Origin of the sequence: Streptomyces sp. NPDC050534 (assembly GCF_044457745.1) — a bacterium.
Taxonomy (GTDB): domain Bacteria; phylum Actinomycetota; class Actinomycetes; order Streptomycetales; family Streptomycetaceae; genus Streptomyces.
Genome location: NZ_JBITHF010000002.1, coordinates 227,177 through 244,877 on the forward strand (window position 1 = coordinate 227,177; position 17,701 = coordinate 244,877).

The 17,701-nt window shown below is 69.6% G+C and carries 14 protein-coding genes; 11 read left to right on the forward strand and 3 right to left on the reverse strand.

Translation table 11 applies throughout. The features are described 5' to 3' along the window. The first annotated feature begins 39 nt into the window (after positions 1-39). From ACIBN2_RS06595 to ACIBN2_RS06630, 8 genes are all read left to right on the forward strand, one after another. Positions 40-966: a carbohydrate ABC transporter permease gene (locus tag ACIBN2_RS06595; protein WP_399133084.1), complete on the forward strand. Its 927-nt coding sequence runs from the start codon at positions 40-42 to the stop codon at positions 964-966. Positions 967-969: 3 nt separating this feature from the next. Then, positions 970-1,893: a carbohydrate ABC transporter permease gene (locus ACIBN2_RS06600; protein WP_399133085.1), complete on the forward strand. Its 924-nt coding sequence runs from the start codon at positions 970-972 to the stop codon at positions 1,891-1,893. A 182-nt stretch (positions 1,894-2,075) separates the two neighbouring features. After that, complete coding sequence (locus tag ACIBN2_RS06605) at positions 2,076-3,275, forward strand: ROK family transcriptional regulator (protein WP_399133086.1); 1,200 nt, start codon at positions 2,076-2,078, stop codon at positions 3,273-3,275. 133 nt (positions 3,276-3,408) lie between these two features. After that, entirely contained in the window at positions 3,409-4,506 is a 1,098-nt protein-coding gene (locus tag ACIBN2_RS06610; RefSeq protein ID WP_399133946.1) for a sugar ABC transporter substrate-binding protein, read from the forward strand. Between the two features lie 184 nt (positions 4,507-4,690). After that, positions 4,691-5,482 (forward strand): ATP-binding cassette domain-containing protein, encoded by a 792-nt coding sequence (locus ACIBN2_RS06615; protein ID WP_399133087.1) that lies wholly within the window; start codon positions 4,691-4,693, stop codon positions 5,480-5,482. Continuing rightward, the gene (locus ACIBN2_RS06620) at positions 5,479-6,780 is read left to right on the forward strand and encodes a sugar ABC transporter permease (protein WP_399133088.1); all 1,302 of its coding nucleotides are present in this window, start codon (positions 5,479-5,481) and stop codon (positions 6,778-6,780) included. Before ACIBN2_RS06615 ends, ACIBN2_RS06620 begins: the two co-directional genes overlap by 4 nt. Positions 6,781-6,986: 206 nt before the next feature. Beyond that, entirely contained in the window at positions 6,987-8,912 is a 1,926-nt protein-coding gene (dxs, locus tag ACIBN2_RS06625) for a 1-deoxy-D-xylulose-5-phosphate synthase (protein ID WP_399133089.1), read from the forward strand. Positions 8,913-9,062: 150 nt separating this feature from the next. Further along, positions 9,063-10,562: an amino acid permease gene (locus ACIBN2_RS06630; RefSeq protein WP_399133090.1), complete on the forward strand. Its 1,500-nt coding sequence runs from the start codon at positions 9,063-9,065 to the stop codon at positions 10,560-10,562. A 126-nt stretch (positions 10,563-10,688) separates the two neighbouring features. On the opposite strand, the gene ACIBN2_RS06635 is transcribed toward ACIBN2_RS06630, so the two are convergent. Both ACIBN2_RS06635 and ACIBN2_RS06640 read right to left on the reverse strand, forming a co-directional pair. After that, positions 10,689-11,075 (reverse strand): NTP pyrophosphohydrolase, encoded by a 387-nt coding sequence (locus ACIBN2_RS06635; RefSeq protein ID WP_399133091.1) that lies wholly within the window; start codon positions 11,073-11,075, stop codon positions 10,689-10,691. A 3-nt stretch (positions 11,076-11,078) separates the two neighbouring features. Further along, a complete protein-coding gene (locus ACIBN2_RS06640) occupies positions 11,079-11,993 on the reverse strand; it encodes an NAD(P)-dependent oxidoreductase (RefSeq protein WP_399133092.1) in 915 nt (304 codons plus the stop codon). A 162-nt stretch (positions 11,994-12,155) separates the two neighbouring features. On the opposite strand from ACIBN2_RS06640, the gene ACIBN2_RS06645 reads away from it, so the two are divergent. Together ACIBN2_RS06645 and ACIBN2_RS06650 are read left to right on the forward strand one after the other, a co-directional pair. Then, positions 12,156-13,172: a hypothetical protein gene (locus ACIBN2_RS06645; RefSeq protein WP_399133093.1), complete on the forward strand. Its 1,017-nt coding sequence runs from the start codon at positions 12,156-12,158 to the stop codon at positions 13,170-13,172. 158 nt (positions 13,173-13,330) lie between these two features. Then, positions 13,331-14,455: a hypothetical protein gene (locus ACIBN2_RS06650; protein WP_399133094.1), complete on the forward strand. Its 1,125-nt coding sequence runs from the start codon at positions 13,331-13,333 to the stop codon at positions 14,453-14,455. Positions 14,456-14,580: 125 nt separating this feature from the next. On the opposite strand, the gene ACIBN2_RS06655 is transcribed toward ACIBN2_RS06650, so the two are convergent. Beyond that, positions 14,581-15,690, reverse strand: a complete 1,110-nt coding sequence (locus tag ACIBN2_RS06655) for an LCP family protein (protein WP_399133095.1) — start codon at positions 15,688-15,690, stop codon at positions 14,581-14,583. A gap of 376 nt (positions 15,691-16,066) precedes the next feature. Here ACIBN2_RS06655 and ACIBN2_RS06660 point away from each other — a divergent pair, with 376 nt between their 5' ends. Continuing rightward, complete coding sequence (locus ACIBN2_RS06660) at positions 16,067-17,698, forward strand: stealth family protein (RefSeq protein ID WP_399133096.1); 1,632 nt, start codon at positions 16,067-16,069, stop codon at positions 17,696-17,698. Positions 17,699-17,701 lie beyond the last annotated feature (3 nt).

A 17,701-nucleotide genomic window follows, 5' to 3' on the forward strand; every position in this document is an offset into this window, starting at 1 on the left:
CCAGCGGCGGCACCCGCTCCCGGATCGGGGTAGGTAGTAATGCAGCACGGCAAGTACCGGTTCATCGTGGGGTTCCTGGCGGTTCCCCTCGGGCTGTACGCGCTATTCGTCGTCTGGCCGTTCATCCAGTCCATCTACTACTCGTTCACGGACTGGACCGGCCTGAGCCCCGAATTCAAGATGGTGGGCTTCGACAACTACAGAAGGATGTTCCACGACGAGATCTTCTGGAAGTCGTTGTGGCACAGCCTGCTGTTCGCGTTGCTGCTGCCGCTGGTGACGATCAGTCTGGCGCTGTTCCTCTCCTTCATGATCAATGTGGGCGGGCGGAGCAAGAGGGGCGGTCCGGTGATCTCCGGTGTCCGCGGATCCTCGTTCTACAAGATCGTCTATTTCTTCCCGCAGGTGCTCTCGATCGCGATCGTCGCCCTGCTGTTCGCTTTCGCGTACAACCCGGACAGCGGGGCGATCAACGCGCTGCTGCGGGGGATCGGGCTCGGCAGCATCCAGCCGCTGTGGCTGGGTGACCCGAACCTCGCCCTGTGGTGCGTGATGGCGGTACTCGTCTGGTCCACGGTCGGCTTCTTCGTGGTCCTCTTCTCCGCCGGAATGGCCTCCATCCCGGCCGACCTGTACGAGGCCGCGCTGCTGGACGGCGCCAACCGCATCTCCACGTTCTTCCGGATCACCCTGCCGCTGCTGTGGGACACCGTGCAGTCCGGCTGGGTGTACATGGGCATCCTCGCCCTGGGCGCCGAGTCGTTCGCGGTCGTACAGATCATGACGACCGGGCCCGGCGGCCCCGACTACTCGACCACCGTCATGGTCCTCTACGTGTACCAGAAGGCGTTCCGTGACGGACAGGCCGCCTACGCGACCACCATCGGCGTCGCCCTGCTCGTCGTCACGCTGGCCTTCGCGGCGATCGTGATGCGGCTCGGCCGACGCGAGCGGCTGGAGTACTGATCAATGAAGACGACCGAGACCCCCGCCCCCGTGCCGGCCGAGTCCGGCGCCACCGTCAGCAAGACCGACACCCCGGCCCGCCCGCAGAAGAAGCCGAAGAAGGAGCGAGGCGTCCTCAACGTCTTCTCCCACGGCTTCCTCATCCTGTGGGCGTTCATGGTCGTCATGCCGCTGCTGTGGGCCGTGATGACGTCCTTCAAGGACGACAGCGCCATCTTCTCCTCGCCCTGGTCGCTGCCGGACAAGCTGCACTTCGACAACTGGGCGCGGGCCTGGACCGACGCCAACATGAGCGACTACTTCCTCAACACCATCCTGGTGGTGGGCGGTTCGCTGATCGGCACGCTGGTGCTCGGCTCGATGGCGGCGTACGTGCTGGCCCGGTTCGACTTCCCGGGCAACCGCTTCATCTACTTCCTCTTCATCGGCGGCATGAGCTTCCCGATCATGCTGGCGCTGGTCCCGTTGTTCTACGTCGTGAACAACATGGGCCTCCTGAACACCATCCACGGGCTGATCCTGGTCTACATCGCCTACTCGCTCCCGTTCACGGTGTTCTTCCTGCACGCGTTCTTCCGGACCCTGCCGACCTCGGTCGCGGAGGCGGCCTTCGTGGACGGGGCCTCGCACAGCCGGACGTTCTTCCAGATCATGCTGCCGATGGCGAAGCCCGGCCTGATCAGCGTGGGGATCTTCAACTTCCTCGGGCAGTGGAACCAGTACATGCTGCCGACGGTGCTCAACACCGACCCGGACAAACGGGTGCTGACGCAGGGCCTGGTGCAGCTCGCGGCCAGCCAGGGGTACAAGGGCGACTGGTCCGGTCTGTTCGCCGGTCTGGTGATGGCCATGCTGCCCGTGCTGGCGGCCTACATCATCTTCCAGCGGCAGGTGGTCCAGGGACTGACCGCGGGGGCGCTCAAGTAGCGCCGCGACGCCTCACGAACGCGCCGCCCCCGAACCGGGGGCGGCGCGCCTTCGTGTGTGCAAGAACCCGGATGCGGTTCAACCTCTTGACGGGAGGCGACCCGAACGGCTCAGCTTAGAGTTCACTAGTTGGACATAGTCGGGGCCTCATCGAGGCGGTCCCGCACGCGCAGGAGGTCGTCGTGGAGACTCCGGGGTCGCAGTCGTCGCTGCACCGAGCCAACCTGGAGCGGGTCGTACGTGCCGTGCGGCTGGCCGGGTCGCTCACGCAGGCGGAGATCGCGCGGACCACGGGACTGTCGGCGGCGACGGTCTCCAACATCGTCCGCGAGCTCAAGGACGGCGGAACGGTCGAGGTCACACCCACCTCGGCGGGCGGCCGCAGGGCCCGCAGCGTCTCGCTGAGCGGGGACGCCGGCATCGTCATCGGAGTCGACTTCGGGCATACGCACCTACGGGTCGCGGTCGGCAACCTCGCCCACCAGGTGCTGGCCGAGGAGTCCGAGCCGCTGGACGTGGACGCCTCCTCGGCGCAGGGCTTCGACCGGGCGGAAGAGCTGGTCAACCGGCTGATCGCGGCGACGGGCGTCGACCGCTCCAAGATCGCCGGGGTGGGCCTCGGCGTGCCCGGCCCGATCGACGTCGAGTCCGGCACCCTGGGCTCCACCGCGATCCTGCCGGGCTGGACCGGCACCAAGCCCGCCGAGGAGCTGCGGGGGCGGCTCGGCGTGCCGGTGCACGTGGACAACGACGCCAACCTCGGCGCCCTCGGCGAGCTCGTCTGGGGCAGCGGCCGGGGGGTCAAGGACCTGGCGTACATCAAGGTCGCCAGCGGTGTCGGCGCCGGTCTGGTGATCAACGGGAAGATCTACCGGGGTCCCGGCGGCACCGCAGGCGAAATCGGACATATTACACTCGATGAATCCGGTCCCGTCTGCCGCTGCGGAAACCGCGGATGCCTGGAAACCTTTGCCGCAGCGCGCTACGTGCTTCCGTTGCTCCAGTCGAGCCACGGCACCGACCTCACGATGGAAGGCGTCGTCCGGCTGGCCAGGGACGGAGACCCGGGCTGTCGTCGGGTGATCGCCGACGTCGGCCGCCACATCGGCAGTGGAGTCGCCAATCTCTGCAATCTGCTGAACCCGAGCCGTGTGGTCCTCGGTGGTGATCTCGCCGAGGCCGGTGAGCTGGTGCTCGGGCCGATCAGGGAGTCCGTCGGCCGCTACGCCATCCCCAGTGCGGCGCGCCAACTGTCCGTTCTCCCGGGGGCACTTGGGGGCCGTGCGGAGGTGCTCGGAGCGCTCGCTCTCGCACTCAGCGAGATGGGCGATTCAACCCTTTTGGACGGTTCGCTGTCCGCAGCGACCCCTGCCTTCACTTAGAGAACGGATGGCACCGTTGCCATCTCGTTAAGGATTTACTTCTTGACGTCGCACGCGTGGCCGAGTTGACTTCCAGCCACCTCGGCCGCAGTGTCGCGGCCTCGTCAGGGAGGTTTCTGAAGTGAACACGCGTATGCGTAGTGCCGCGTTTGCCGTTGCCGCGGGTGCGATGGCCGTTTCCCTCGCCGCTTGTGGAAGCGCGAAGGAGTCCGGCGGTGGCTCCTCCTCGTCGTCCGCCAAGAAGGGCGACAACATCAAGGTCGGTCTGCTCCTCCCGGAGAACCAGACGGCCCGCTACGAGAAGTTCGACAAGCCCCTGATCGAGAAGAAGATCAAGGAGCTCACGAACAACAAGGCGACGCTGGTGTACGCCAACGCCAAGCAGGACGCCAGCACGCAGAACCAGCAGGTCGACACGATGATCACCAACAAGGTGGACGTCCTCATCGTGGACGCGGTGGACGCCGCGGCGATCAAGAACTCGGTGCAGAAGGCCAAGGACGCGGGCATCCCGGTCGTCGCCTACGACCGTCTCGCGCAGGGCCCCATCGACGCGTACACGTCGTTCGACAACGAGACCGTCGGCAAGACCCAGGGCGAGGCCCTCCTCAAGGCCCTCGGCTCCAAGGCCAAGTCCGGCAAGATCGTCATGATGAACGGTTCCTCCACCGACCCGAACGCCGCCCAGTTCAAGAAGGGCGCCCTCGAGGTCCTCCAGGGCAAGGTGAACATCGGCAAGTCCTACGACACCAAGGACTGGAAGCCGGAGAACGCCAACGCCAACATGGAGGGCGCGATCTCGGCGATCGGCAAGAAGAACCTCGTCGGCGTCTACTCCGCCAACGACGGCATGGCCGGCGGTATCATCACCGCCCTCAAGGCCGCCGGCATCTCCAACATCCCGGTCACCGGCCAGGACGCGGAGCTCGCGGGTGTCCAGCGCATCGTCGCCGGCACGCAGTACATGAGCGTCTACAAGCCCTACGCGCCGGAGGCAGCCGCCGCCGCCGAGATGGCCGTGGACCTCGCCCAGGGCAAGTCGCTCGACTCCGTCGCCAAGGACAAGGTCGACAGCCCGACCACCAAGCAGGTCCCGTCCGTCCTGGTCCCGGTCCAGTCGCTGACCAAGGACAACATCAAGGACACCGTCGTCAAGGACGGCGTCTACACCGTCGCCGACATCTGCACGGCCCAGTACAAGGCCGCCTGCGACAAGATCGGTCTGAAGTAAGCAGCGGCGCGTCCCTTCCCAGGTAGGGGAATTCGCTCTTGAATTCCCCTACGGGACGCCCGCCCCGAAGGCTCCTCCGGCGCCCCGCGTATCAAACAGCCCCGCAAGCTCGTCGCGGGGCGCCGGACGGATCAGCCCCCCAAACTTTCTGCACAACCTCCCGCCGGGTCAGGCGGCGAAGGAGATGGTTCACGTGTCCGCTACGCCCGTGCTGGCGTTGCGCGGGGTCTCCAAGCGATTCGGTGCCGTCCAGGCGCTCACCGACGTAGAGCTTGAGGTCCACGCCGGTGAGGTGGTCGCCCTGGTCGGCGACAACGGAGCCGGAAAGTCCACGCTGGTCAAGACGATCGCCGGCGTGCATCCCATCGATGAGGGCGTCATCGAGTGGGAAGGAAAGTCGGTCAACATCAACCGGCCCCACGACGCCCAGCACCTGGGCATCGCGACGGTGTACCAGGACCTCGCGCTGTGCGACAACATCGACGTCGTCGGCAACCTGTACCTGGGCCGTGAGGTCCGCAAGTACGGCGTGCTGGACGAGGTCGAGATGGAGCGCCGCTCCCGCGAGCTGCTGGACCAGCTGTCGATCCGCATCCCCAGCGTCCGCATTCCGATCGCCTCGCTCTCCGGCGGTCAGCGCCAGACCGTGGCCATCGCCCGCTCCATGCTCGGCGCGCCCAAGCTGGTCATCCTCGACGAGCCCACCGCCGCTCTGGGCGTCGAGCAGACCGCCCAGGTCCTCGACCTGGTCGAGCGGCTGCGCGAGCGCAACCACGCCGTGATCCTCATCAGCCACAACATGGCTGACGTGAAGGCCGTCGCCGACAAGGTGGCGGTGCTGCGTCTGGGTCGTAACAACGGTGTCTTCGAGGTCAAGTCGACCTCGCAGGAAGAGATCATCTCCGCCATCACCGGTGCCACGGAAAACGCCGTGACCCGTCGTGCGGCGCGCACCACTGGGGAGATCAAGAAGTGAGTATCGACAAGACCTCCGCGGCTCCGGGGGCTCCTGACGACCACGTCGTGGAGAACCCCGATGCGGCGCGCGGCTCCGACGTCGCCGTCGACCCCCGGCTGCTGGTCCGCGAACAGGGCTTCGCGGGCTACATCACCGAGTTCAAGCGCAAGATGAAGGCCGGCGACCTGGGTTCCATCCCGGTCGTCATCGGTCTGGCCATCATCTGGATCATCTTCCAGAGCCTGAACTCCAACTTCCTCACCGCGAACAACCTCTCCGACATCTCGATCGCGATGGTCGGCACCGGCATGATCGCCGTCGGCATCGTCTTCGTGCTGCTGCTCGGTGAGATCGACCTGTCGGTGGGCTCGGTCTCCGGTGTCGCGGGCGCCGCCTTCGCCGTGCTGAACATCAACCACGGCATGAGCGAGTGGCTGGCCTTCGTACTGGCCATCCTCACCGGCACCGCCGCCGGCGCGATCCACGGCTTCGTCTTCGCGAAGATCGGTGTGCCCGCGTTCGCGGTCACCCTGGCCGGCCTGCTCTTCTGGAACGGCCTCATGCTCCAGATCCTGGGCAGCAACGGCACGATCAACCTGAACAGCGACGGCATGGTCGCCAAGCTGACCACGTACTACTTCTCGGACGTGGCCGCCTCCTACGGGCTCGCGATCGCGGTCACCGCGCTGTACTTCGTCAGCTCCTTCGTCGGCAACCGCCGCCGTGAGGCCGCCGGTGTGCCGTCGAGGCCGCTGAGCGAAACCATCCTGCGCACGGTGCTGCTGGCGGTCCTCGCGTTCGCCGTCGCCATCGTCTACAACCAGTACAAGGGCCTGCCGCTGGCCGTCGTGATCTTCATCGGCACCCTGCTGATCACGGACTTCGTGCTGCGCCGCACGTCGTACGGCCGCAAGATCTTCGCGCTCGGCGGCAGCGTCGAGGCCTCCCGGCGTGCCGGTATCAACGTGGAGATGATCCGGATCTCGGTCTTCGCGATCTCCGGCACCTTCGCCGCGATCGGCGGTCTGTTCATCGCCTCGAAGATCGCCTCCGCCAACCAGGGCGCCGGCGCCGGCGACCTGCTGATGAACGCCATCGCGGCGGCCGTCATCGGCGGTACGTCCCTGTTCGGTGGCCGCGGCCGCACCTGGAACGCGCTGCTCGGCGTGCTGGTCATCGTCTCGATCCAGTACGGCCTGGCGCTGGAGGGCATCGCCTCCCCGGTCCAGTACATGATCACCGGTGGCGTTCTGCTGGCGACCGTCGTCATCGACGCGGTCACCCGCAGGACGCAGAAGACGGCGGGCCGCGCCTAGCCCCCACCGATCCTGTGCCCGGTACCAACGGCGGTACCGGGCACAGTCATGTCCCGGGCACAGTCATGTCATGGGTACGGCCGATCCTGGGTACGGCCGACCGCGTGACGCATCACGCACCGCCCGGGCGCCGAGCGCAAAGGCGGAACATTAGACTCGTCAAGGCCCGGCAACAGCTCGATCAGCTCTACTGCAAGGAGGCACGGGTGCCGCTGCTGACCCGCATCAGGGGACCGCGCGATCTGGACCGGCTCAGCCTGGAGGAGCTGGACCAGCTGGCGGAGGAGATCCGTGGCTTCCTCGTCGACGCGGTCTCCAAGACCGGCGGCCACCTCGGCCCGAACCTCGGTGTGGTGGAGCTGACCATCGCTCTGCACCGCGTCTTCGAGTCCCCCAAGGACAGGGTGCTGTGGGACACGGGCCATCAGTCCTACGTGCACAAGCTGCTCACCGGCCGCCAGGACTTCTCCCGGCTGAAGAAGAAGGGCGGCCTGTCCGGCTACCCCTCGCAGGCCGAGTCCGAGCACGACGTCATCGAGAACAGCCACGCCTCCACGGTGCTCGGCTGGGCCGACGGGCTCGCCAAGGCCAACCAGATCCTCGAGCGCGACGCCCACGTGGTCGCCGTGATCGGTGACGGGGCCCTGACGGGCGGCATGGCCTGGGAGGCGCTCAACAACATCGCCGACGGCGACCGTCCGCTGGTCATCGTCGTCAACGACAACGAGCGGTCGTACGCGCCGACGATCGGCGGCCTCGCCAACCACCTCGCGACCCTGCGCACGACGGACGGCTACGAGCGCTTCCTGGCCCGTGGCAAGGACCTGCTGGAGCGCACCCCGGTCGTCGGCAGACCCCTCTACGAGACCCTGCACGGGGCCAAGAAGGGCCTCAAGGACTTCATCGCGCCGCAGGGCATGTTCGAGGACCTCGGGCTCAAGTACGTCGGCCCCATCGACGGCCACGACATCGAGGCCCTGGAGTCGGCCCTCGCGCGCGCCAAGCGGTTCGGCGGGCCGGTCATCGTGCACTGCCTCACCGAGAAGGGCCGGGGCTACCAGCCCGCGCTCCAGGACGAGGCCGACCGCTTCCACGGCATCGGCCCCATCCACCCCGACACCGGCCTGCCCATCAAGGCCTCGGGCGCCGACTGGACCTCCGTCTTCGGCGACGAGATGGTCAAGCTCGGCAAGGAGCGCGAGGACATCGTCGCGATCACCGCCGCGATGCTCCAGCCGGTCGGCCTGAAGAAGTTCGCGGACACCTTCCCGGAGCGGATCTACGACGTCGGCATCGCCGAGCAGCACGGCGCCGTGTCGGCCGCGGGCCTGGCCCACGGCGGTCTGCACCCCGTCTTCGCCGTCTACGCCACCTTCCTCAACCGCGCCTTCGACCAGGTGCTGATGGACGTGGCGCTGCACAAGTGCGGGGTCACCTTCGTGCTGGACCGGGCCGGTGTCACCGGCACCGACGGCCCTTCCCACAACGGCATGTGGGACATGTCGATCCTCCAGGTCGTCCCCGGCCTGAGGCTCGCCGCGCCGCGCGACGCCGACCAGGTCCGCGCCCAGCTGCGCGAGGCCGTCAAGGTCGAGGACGCGCCGACCGTGGTGCGCTTCTCCAAGGGCGCCGTCGGCCCCGCCGTACCCGCCGTGGGACGGGTGGGCGGCATGGACGTCCTGCGCGAGCCGGGGACCCAGGCCCCCGACGTGCTGCTCGTCTCCGTGGGCGCGCTGGCCCCGATGTGCCTGGAGATCGCCGCCCTGCTCGACAAGCAGGGCATCTCCACCACCGTCGTCGACCCGCGCTGGGTCAAGCCCGTCGACGAGGCGATGGCGCCGCTGGCGGAGCGGCACCGCGTGGTCGTCACCGTCGAGGACAACTCGCGGGTCGGCGGTGTCGGGTCGGCGATCGCGCAGGCCCTGCGCGACGCGGGCGTCGACGTGCCGCTGCGCGACTTCGGCATCCCGCCGCGCTTCCTCGACCACGCCGCCCGCGCCGAGGTCATGGCGGAGATCGGGCTCACCGCCCCCGACATCGCCCGCCAGGTCACCGGCCTCGTCTCCAAGCTGGACGGCCGGTTCGACCGTACGGCGACCGAGGTGGACTCGGTGGAGCCCGCGCGCGACTAGACGCGACTGCAGCAGCGCCCCCACGGGCCGGTTTCCCCACTCCTACAGGTGGCGGAACCGGCCCGTTTGCGTGAACCTGCCCTTGCCGGGGCATACGCACACCCGGCCCTCTCGATCATGTCGAGGACGACAAACGTGGGAGGTAGGTACGTGAGCAGCACGCTCTTCAGGACGAAGAACATCGAACAGTCCATCCAGGACACGGAAGAACCGGAACACGCGCTCAGGAAGTCACTGTCGGCCCTCGACCTGACGGTGTTCGGCGTCGGTGTCATCATCGGCACCGGCATCTTCGTCCTGACCGGCACGGCGGCGAAGAACACCGCCGGCCCCGCCGTGTCCCTGTCCTTCGTCGTCGCCGGCGTCGTCTGCGGGCTCGCCGCCCTGTGCTACGCCGAGTTCGCCTCCACGGTCCCGGTGGCGGGCTCCGCGTACACGTTCTCGTACGCCTCCCTCGGTGAGTTCCCCGCCTGGATCATCGGCTGGGACCTGGTGCTGGAGCTGGCGCTGGGCACGGCGGTGGTGGCCGTCGGCTGGTCCGGCTACATCCACTCGCTGCTGGACAACGCCGGCTGGCATCTGCCCGAGGCGCTGAGCGGCCGGGACGGCGCGTCCGGCTTCGGTTTCGACATCCTCGCCGCCGCGCTGGTCCTGGTGCTGACCGCCATCCTCGTCCTCGGCATGAAGCTCTCCGCGCGGGTCACCTCGGTCGTCGTCGCCATCAAGGTGGCCGTCGTCCTCGTGGTCATCATCGCGGGTGCCTTCTTCATCAAGGGCGACAACTACCACCCGTTCGTCCCGCCGAAGCAGGCCGTGGAGGCGGGCGGCAACCTCAAGGCGCCACTGATCCAGCTGATGTTCGGCTGGGCCCCGTCCAACTTCGGCGTCATGGGCATCTTCACCGCCGCGTCCGTCGTCTTCTTCGCCTTCATCGGCTTCGACGTCGTGGCCACCGCGGCCGAGGAGACCCGCAACCCGCAGCGGGACGTGCCGCGCGGCATCATCGGCTCCCTGATCATCTGCACGGTGCTCTACGTCGCCGTGTCGATCGTGGTGACCGGCATGCAGAAGTACAGCAAGCTCTCCGTGGACGCGCCGCTCGCCGACGCGTTCAAGGCCACCGGGCATCCCTGGTTCGCGGGCCTGATCAGCTTCGGCGCCGCCGTCGGCCTGACCACGGTGTGCATGATCCTGCTCCTGGGGCAGTCCCGGGTGTTCTTCGCGATGAGCCGGGACGGCCTGCTGCCCCGGTTCTTCTCGCACACGCACCCCAAGTTCCGCACCCCGTACCGGCCGACGATCCTGCTCGGCGTGATCATCGCGATCATCGCCGGCTTCACCAGCCTCAGCGAGCTCGCCGAACTGGTGAACATCGGGACGCTCTTCGCCTTCATCATCGTCGCGATCAGCGTGATCATCCTGCGCCGGAGCCGCCCCGACCTCGAGCGGTCCTTCCGCACCCCGTGGGTGCCGTTCCTGCCGATCGTGTCGGTGCTGGCCTCGCTGTGGCTGATGCTGAACCTGCCCGCGGAGACCTGGCTGCGGTTCGCCATCTGGATGGTGATCGGCCTCGTCGTGTACTTCCTCTACAGCCGCTCCCACAGCCGGCTCGCGCAGTCCCGGCAGGAGGCCGCGGCGGCCAAGCAGTAGCCGGGGCCCGCACACCCGCGGCCCCGCCGTCCTCCTCGTGGAGAGGACGGCGGGGCCGCACCGCGTCCACGGCCGGCCCAGGGAGTGTCCGACGGTTCCCGCCCGGCCCGCGACGCCCGGCACGCCCTAGGCGGGCCTGACGGTCCGCGGCCCCGCCACCTCCGCGCCCAGGTCCCGCACGCGCCGGCGCAGCTCCCGGTCCGCCGTCACCACCAGGACGGGCCGCTCGCCCGCGCCCGCCACCAGGGCGACCATGTGGTCGTCCCCGCTGCCCGGCGCCGACTCCACCCGTACGCCGGGCACGGACTCCACGCCGCGTGCCGCCCCCTCCACCACGAGGACGATCTCCACGGGACCGGCGTGGCCCGGGAGACCGTCGGCCGCCAGCCGGTCGCGGAGGCGCTCCGCGGCCCCGCGCCGGTCGCGCCACCAGCCGTCGGGGACCGACCCGACGACGTTCGCGGCGTCGACGACCAGGAGCAGCGGGGAACCGCATTCGTCCTCGGGCCCCATGGGTCAGCCGGCCTGCTTCCCGTTCTCGTCCTTGTTCTCGTCCTCCTCGAAGCTGGCGAAGTACGCGGCGGCCATGTCCTCGTCGGCGTGCCCCTGCGCGGCGGCCCGCTCCATGCGCTGCGCGCTCGCCTCGGCCACGTCCAGCCGGACCCCGTGCCGCCGCCCGGCCTCGACGATCAGGCGGGCGTCCTTCGCCGCGGTGTCCACCGCGAAACTGGCCGGCGTGAGCTTGTTCTCCAGCACCAGCGCCGCCTTGGCCTTCAGATAGTCCATGTCGAGCGGACCGCCGGCGATGAGGTCGAAGAAGCTCTCCGGGTCGACGTCGAGGGCCCGTGCCAGCGCCAGCACCTCGCCGGTCGCCGCGGTGGCGGCGAGCACCCAGCTGTTGGCCACCAGCTTCAGCCGGCTCGCACTGCCCGCCGCCCCGTCCTCGCCGGTCCACACGGTGCGGGCGCCGACCGCGTCGAACACCGGCTCCACGGTCTTACGGCCCTCGACGGGCCCGGCGGCCAGCACGGTCAGCCGGCCGGCCTCGGCGGGCTCGCGGGTGCCGAGCACGGGAGCGTCGTAGAAGACGAGTTCGTGCTCCCGGGCGAAGGCAGCGAGGTCGCCGATCGCCTCGGTCCCGGCGGTCGTCGACTGCACCCAGACGGTGCCGGGGCGCAGGGCGGGGGCCGCCTCGCGCAGGACGGCCAGGGCGGCCGGGCCGTCGTAGAGCATGGTGAGGACCACGTCGGCGCCCTGGACCGCGTCGGCGGGGGAGCCGCACACCAGGGCCCCGTCGGCGGCGAGCGGTTCGGCCTTGGCGGCGGTGCGGTTCCAGACGCGGACGGTGTGTCCGGCGCGGGCGATGTTGCGGGCCATCGCGGCACCCATGATGCCCGTGCCCAGGACGCTCACGGTGAGCTGGTCGGTCATGAGGTCGGCTTCCTTACTCGTGCGGGTTTCGCGCTCGTGCGGTGGTTGCTGGGAACAGCCTGCCCGCCGAGTGCCCCACCGTGCGCAGGGGACCCGTCGGAACCGCGCGTCGGCCGGGGGGCCGGGACGCGGTCCGTGTACGCGCCCGCTTAAGGTGAACCGGTGAACGGCGACTGGCTCATACGCGGCCGCGACGGCCGGCTCAGTGTCTACCTGCCGACGGACGACGCCGTCCTGTGCCGCGCGGAGCGCGGACCCGGCGGCCCGTGGGCGCCCGCACGCAGGATCGGCGGCGACCAGAAGCTGCTCCCCTCCCACGCCGTCGGCCAGGGCCGGGACGCGTACGCCCATCTGGTCTCCTGGCGGCCCACCGTCCCCGGTGAGTCCGGCCTCGTCCACTGCACCCACTTCCGGCCCCGGCTCGCGGCCCTCGACTGGAGCCCGATCGGCCACCCCAACAAGAAGGGTGAGGAGACCGGCACCCCGGCCGTGGCGGTCGACGCCGAGGGCCGCGCCCATGTCTTCGTCCGCAACAGGGGCGCCGGGGTGAGCATGATCGCGCAGAAGGAGAAGGGCGGCTGGGATCCCTGGCGCGACCTCAAGGGGCGTGCGGTGCAAGGGGAGTTGGCGGCCGTGACGGGTGAGTCCGGACGTGTCGAGCTGTACGCGGCCGTCCCCGGCGGCATCCTGCACTGGCGGCAGGAGGAGCCGGGAGCGCAGCCGGCCCTGGAGGAGGCGATGGAGGCCCCGGTCCGCCCGGGCACGCTGCGCGCCCTCGCCACCTCCCCGGACAGCACCACGCTGTTCTACACCGACGACTCGGGCGACCTGTGCGCCTGGCGCCCCGGCGGCAAGCCGGTCGTCCTCCTCCCGTCCACCGGCCCGGGCCCGGTCGCCGCGATCCGCTGCGAACTCGACGGCCACGACTGCACGTTGCTCGCCCAGCGCTCCTCGAGCGGCCGCGTGGCCTTCGCGGCGTACCCGACGGAGCAGGAGTCGGCGGGCGCGTGGTGGACGGAGTCGGGACCTCAACTGCCCTCGGACACGGGGGTGTCGCTGGCGGTGGACGAGGAGGGGCGTGTGGTGGCGGCAACGTTGTCCGCCTCGACCGGGCAGCTGCTGGTCACCCGGCGCAAGGACGAGGTGGGCCTGGCGCTGGAGGCCTGGCGGGAGGTGTGACGGGCCCCGGAGACGGGTGACGATCGTCCACATCTCGGTCACACCGTGTTCGCGCGATGTTCGACCTATGATGGGGCGCGCTCGGCCTCCCCTGCGACAGGTGTTCGGGGATCGGCATGTCGGCCGCGCCGGGCGGGAAGGAAGGGGCGGGCCACGTCATGCGGACCGGATCCGGGCGCGGCGCCGCCCGACGAAGAGCTGCCGACCGCGTCGTCGTGCACCAGGATGCCGGGCGGCACGCGGCGGAGGCGACCGTGGACGGGCGCTGGCTGGTGCTCGGCAAGGACGGGCGGCTGACCGCGTACGGCCGTACCCGTGGCGGGCTGCTGCGGTGGACCGAGCTCAGGCCGGGCGGTCCTGAGTGGACGGGCCCCGAGTTCTTCCCCGTCGGGGACCTGACCCATCTGTCGGTGGTCCAGGGCGCCGACACCTACGTCCACTTCCTCGGCCGGCGCGAGGTGCGCAAGGGCGACGGGCCTCCCGCCGTGGACATCGTGCACGCCATCCAGTACCAGACGGGCCGTCCGGTCACCGAGTGGCGTTCGCTGGGCAATCCGCACAAGGACCGGGAGAAGGCCGCGCGGTTCGGCATACCCGTGGGCGCGGTGAGCGGGTCGGGGCGGGTGCACGTCTTCGTGCGCAACGCGGGGCGCGGTCTGATGCTGCGCCGCGAGGGGCCGACCGGGAAGTGGCAGGGCTGGGAGGACCTCAAGGGCAGCGGGCTGCAGGACGGACTCGCCGTGGTCGCGCACGCGTCCGGGCGCATCGAGGTGCTGGCGGGCGGCGGGCAGGACGCCATGTGGTGGCGGCAGGCCGAGGCCGACGGGGGCTTCCGGCAGGAGCCGAACATCGCGCTGCAGGTCACGCCGGGCACGGTGGCGGCGCTGGAGACGGCGCCGGACCGGGCGACGTACTACTGGACCGACCGGAGCACGCGCCAGCTGATCGCCCACCGCCCGGGCGGCTGGCTGATCCCGCTCGGGGGCGGCCCGTCCGACGAGCCCCTCGCCCTGCTGCGGGCGGCACTCGACGGCTACGACTGCACCGTTTTGGCCCACCGCGGCCCCGACGGCCAGGTCATGCTGACCGCCTGCGGCACGGAGAACGAACAGGCGGGCCTGTGGTGGTCCCCGACGGGCGAACACTCCACCACGCCCCCGGCGTTGTCCCTGGACGCCCACGGCCGCGTCGTCCTGGCGACCGTCGCCGAGGACGGCGCCCTGCACATAGCCCGACAGTCCAACGGCCCGGGCTTGGCCTTGTCACCGTCGATACGGATCTGAGTCGATACGGACTGAGTCGATACGGATCTGAGTCGATACGGATCTGAGCGCCGGCGGGACAGGGCCGCCACCCCGGCCGCTCGTCCCACTATGCCCCCGCCCGGAGCGGCCGCGCGGAGCAGCCGTCAGGAGCTGGACCCCGTCCCTCCGCCCCGCGCCGGCGACTTCTTGGCCGAAGCCGGGATTTCCTTGTCCTTGCGCAGGGCCTGCCACAGTTGGCCCGCCTGGGGCTCGGCGGCGACCACGCGGTTGGGGTCCTGGGTGTCGTACTTCACCGGGAGCATGATCGTCTCCATCGTGGCGGGGTCGATGCCGTTCATGCTGCGGGCGAACTTGGCCAGCTTGGTGAGCGAGGCGAGCCCCGAGTCGGTGGTGAGGGACTCGGTGAGACTGTCGGCGATCTTGAACGTCTTGGTGGGACTGCCGAGCAGGTCCTGCTTCTTGATCTCGCTCAGCAGCGCGATCAGGAACTGCTGCTGGAGCCCGATGCGCCCGAGGTCGCTGCCGTCGCCGATGCCGTGCCGCGTGCGCACGAACTGCAGCGCCTGCGTGCCGTCGAGCCGGTGCGCGCCGGCCGTCAGGTTCAGGCCGCTGGACTTGTCGTGGATCTCCTGGTCGACGGTGATGTCGACCCCGCCTATCGCGTCGACCAGCCCCTTGAAGCCCGCGAAGTCGATCTCCACGAAGTGGTCCATCCGGACCCCCGACATCTGCTCGACCGTCTTCACGACACAGGCCGGACCGGCCACCGAGTAGACCGAGTTGAACATCACGCGCTTCGCGGACGGCAGGGCCGAGCCGTCCTTCGCCGTGCACGCGGGCCGCGTCACCAGCGTGTCGCGCGGGATGCTCACAGCGACCGCTTTCCGTCGGCCCTCGGGCACGTGGATCACCAGCGCGGTGTCGGACCGTGCCCCGGAGACGTTGCCCGTGCCCAGCGACGCGTTGGCGCCCGAGCGCGAGTCCGAGCCCAGGACCAGCAGGTTCTGCCCCGACGTGGGCAGCTTCTCGGGACGGTTGTCGCCGATCGCCTTGTTCAGGTCGACGCCCTTGATGTTGCCGTTCAGGTCGCTGTACAGCCAGTAGCCGACACCCCCCGCTGCCAGCACGATCAGCACCAGACTCAGGGCGATCCAGCGCCAGACCCGACGGCGCCGCCGCGGCGGCCTGGCCCGGCGGCGCGCCGGTGCGCGCCGTGATTCCGGGGGCCCCGTCTCCGTCTGGGCGTGCGTCATGTGCGTCGGTCCTCTCTCACTCGACCAAATGGCTCGGGGCACGAGTGGGGGGAGAGGCCGGGCCCGTCAGCAGTGGCGGACGGTCGTCCACCAGTCATCAGACGTTCAGAGTTGGTTAAGGGTTGTATGTGTTTTCTGTCATTTCTGACTGGTGTTGACAGGCGTGTATGCGCTTGCTGATGATGTGCCGGTCCTGTGAACGTTAAATTTCGGTGTGAACCGGCGACGGCTTTTTGCCGTCGTCTTACGTGGTCGTCAGATCGAGCCGGGGGGCACGAAGGCGAGCGGCCACCAGTACTCACCTCGGCCCTGCCGGGTGAGGAGAGGGAGGGGTGGCTGTGCTGGTGCGTGCGTCGGCCCGTGGGGGGCGAGCGGCGTGACGACCGTTTCCGATCATGCTGTCGGCCAGGTGCCGGGCGCAGCCGGGGGCCGCACGGCCCGGGGCGGTGCCGCATCGCGGCCCACCGCCCAGGCCGCGCCCACCACGGTCACCGCGGAGCACGGCGACGTCTACGTCGAGCCTGTACTGACACCGTTGTCGGCCCGTGAGGCCAACCGTTCCGCGCTCACGGCCCTGCTCGACACGGCCGGCGTGCCGCACTTCGCCGTCCGCGGCACCGCCGACCACGGCACGGTCGTGGCCGTCGCGGAGGAGGACCGGGAGCGGGTGCTGGGCGTGGTGTTCCGCGGGCTGAGCCAGTACCCCGGGCATCTGAGCGTGATCGACCCCGACGCGCCCCGCCCGTCCAAGCCCGTCTCCTCCCGCGACCCCAGGGCCTGGCGCGAGGTGGCCACCGCGCGCGTCCTGCAGATCAGCTGGTACCGCACCGACCCGGGCCGGCACCTGCTGCTCGGCCACGAGTACGGCTGCGCGATCGAGTTCTGGCAGCGCAACGGCACCTACCTCGTCGCACCGCGGGCCAACCGGGCCACCTGGGCCGTCGCGGCCGACGGCCCGAACGTCCTCGGCGCCGCCAGACTGTTCAGCCGGTTCGTATCGGACTGGACCCCGCGGCACCTGGCGCCCGCCCTCGCCACCCGCTCCGAGTTCCTGGTGAACTGCGCGGACGACATCGCCTTCCCGGTCGACGCGGTCTACACCTGGGTCGACGGCAACGACCCGGCCTGGAAGCAGCGCAAGGCGCAGGCGAAGGGCGAGGTCTACCACGCCGAGTCGGCGAGCGACGCCCGCTTCATCAGCCGCGACGAACTGCGCTACTCCGTGCGCTCGCTGCACCTGTTCGCGCCCTGGATCCGCAACGTGTACATCGTCACCGACGACCAGGTCCCGCCCTGGCTGCGCGAGGACCTGCCCGGGGTGCGCATCGCCACCCACCGCGAGATCTTCCGCGACCGGTCGGTGCTGCCGGTGTTCAACTCGCACGCCATCGAGTCGCAGCTGCACCACATCGAGGGCCTGGCCGAGCACTTCCTGTACTTCAACGACGACATGTTCATGGGCCGCCCGGTGGCACCGCACGCCTTCTTCACGCCGAGCGGCACGGCCCGCTACTTCCCCTCGCGCAACCGCATCCCGCAGGGCCCGGTCGTGGAGACCGACACCCCCGTCGACGCGGCCTGCAAGAACAACCGGGCTTTGCTGATGGAACGTTTCGGCAGAGTGATCACCCAGCCGATGGAGCACATCCCGTACGCCCTGCGCCGCTCCGCGATGGAGGAGGCCGAACGGGACTTCCCCGAGGCCTGGGCCCGTACGGCGGCCAGCCGCTTCCGCGCGATGACCGACCTGTCGCCCACGTCGTCCTTCGCGCTGTACTACGCGGCGCTGACCGGCCGGGCGCAACCGGGATCGATGCCCTTCACCTACCTCCAGCTGGCGGTGCCGGACCTCGCGGACCGGCTGCAACGGCTGCTCGACGGCCGTGACCAGGACTCCTTCTGCCTCAACGACGCGTTCTCGACACCCGAGGACATCGAGGCGCAGCAGGAGCTGCTGGACGGCTTCCTCAACGCCTACTTCCCCACCCCCAGCCCCCACGAGAGATGAAAC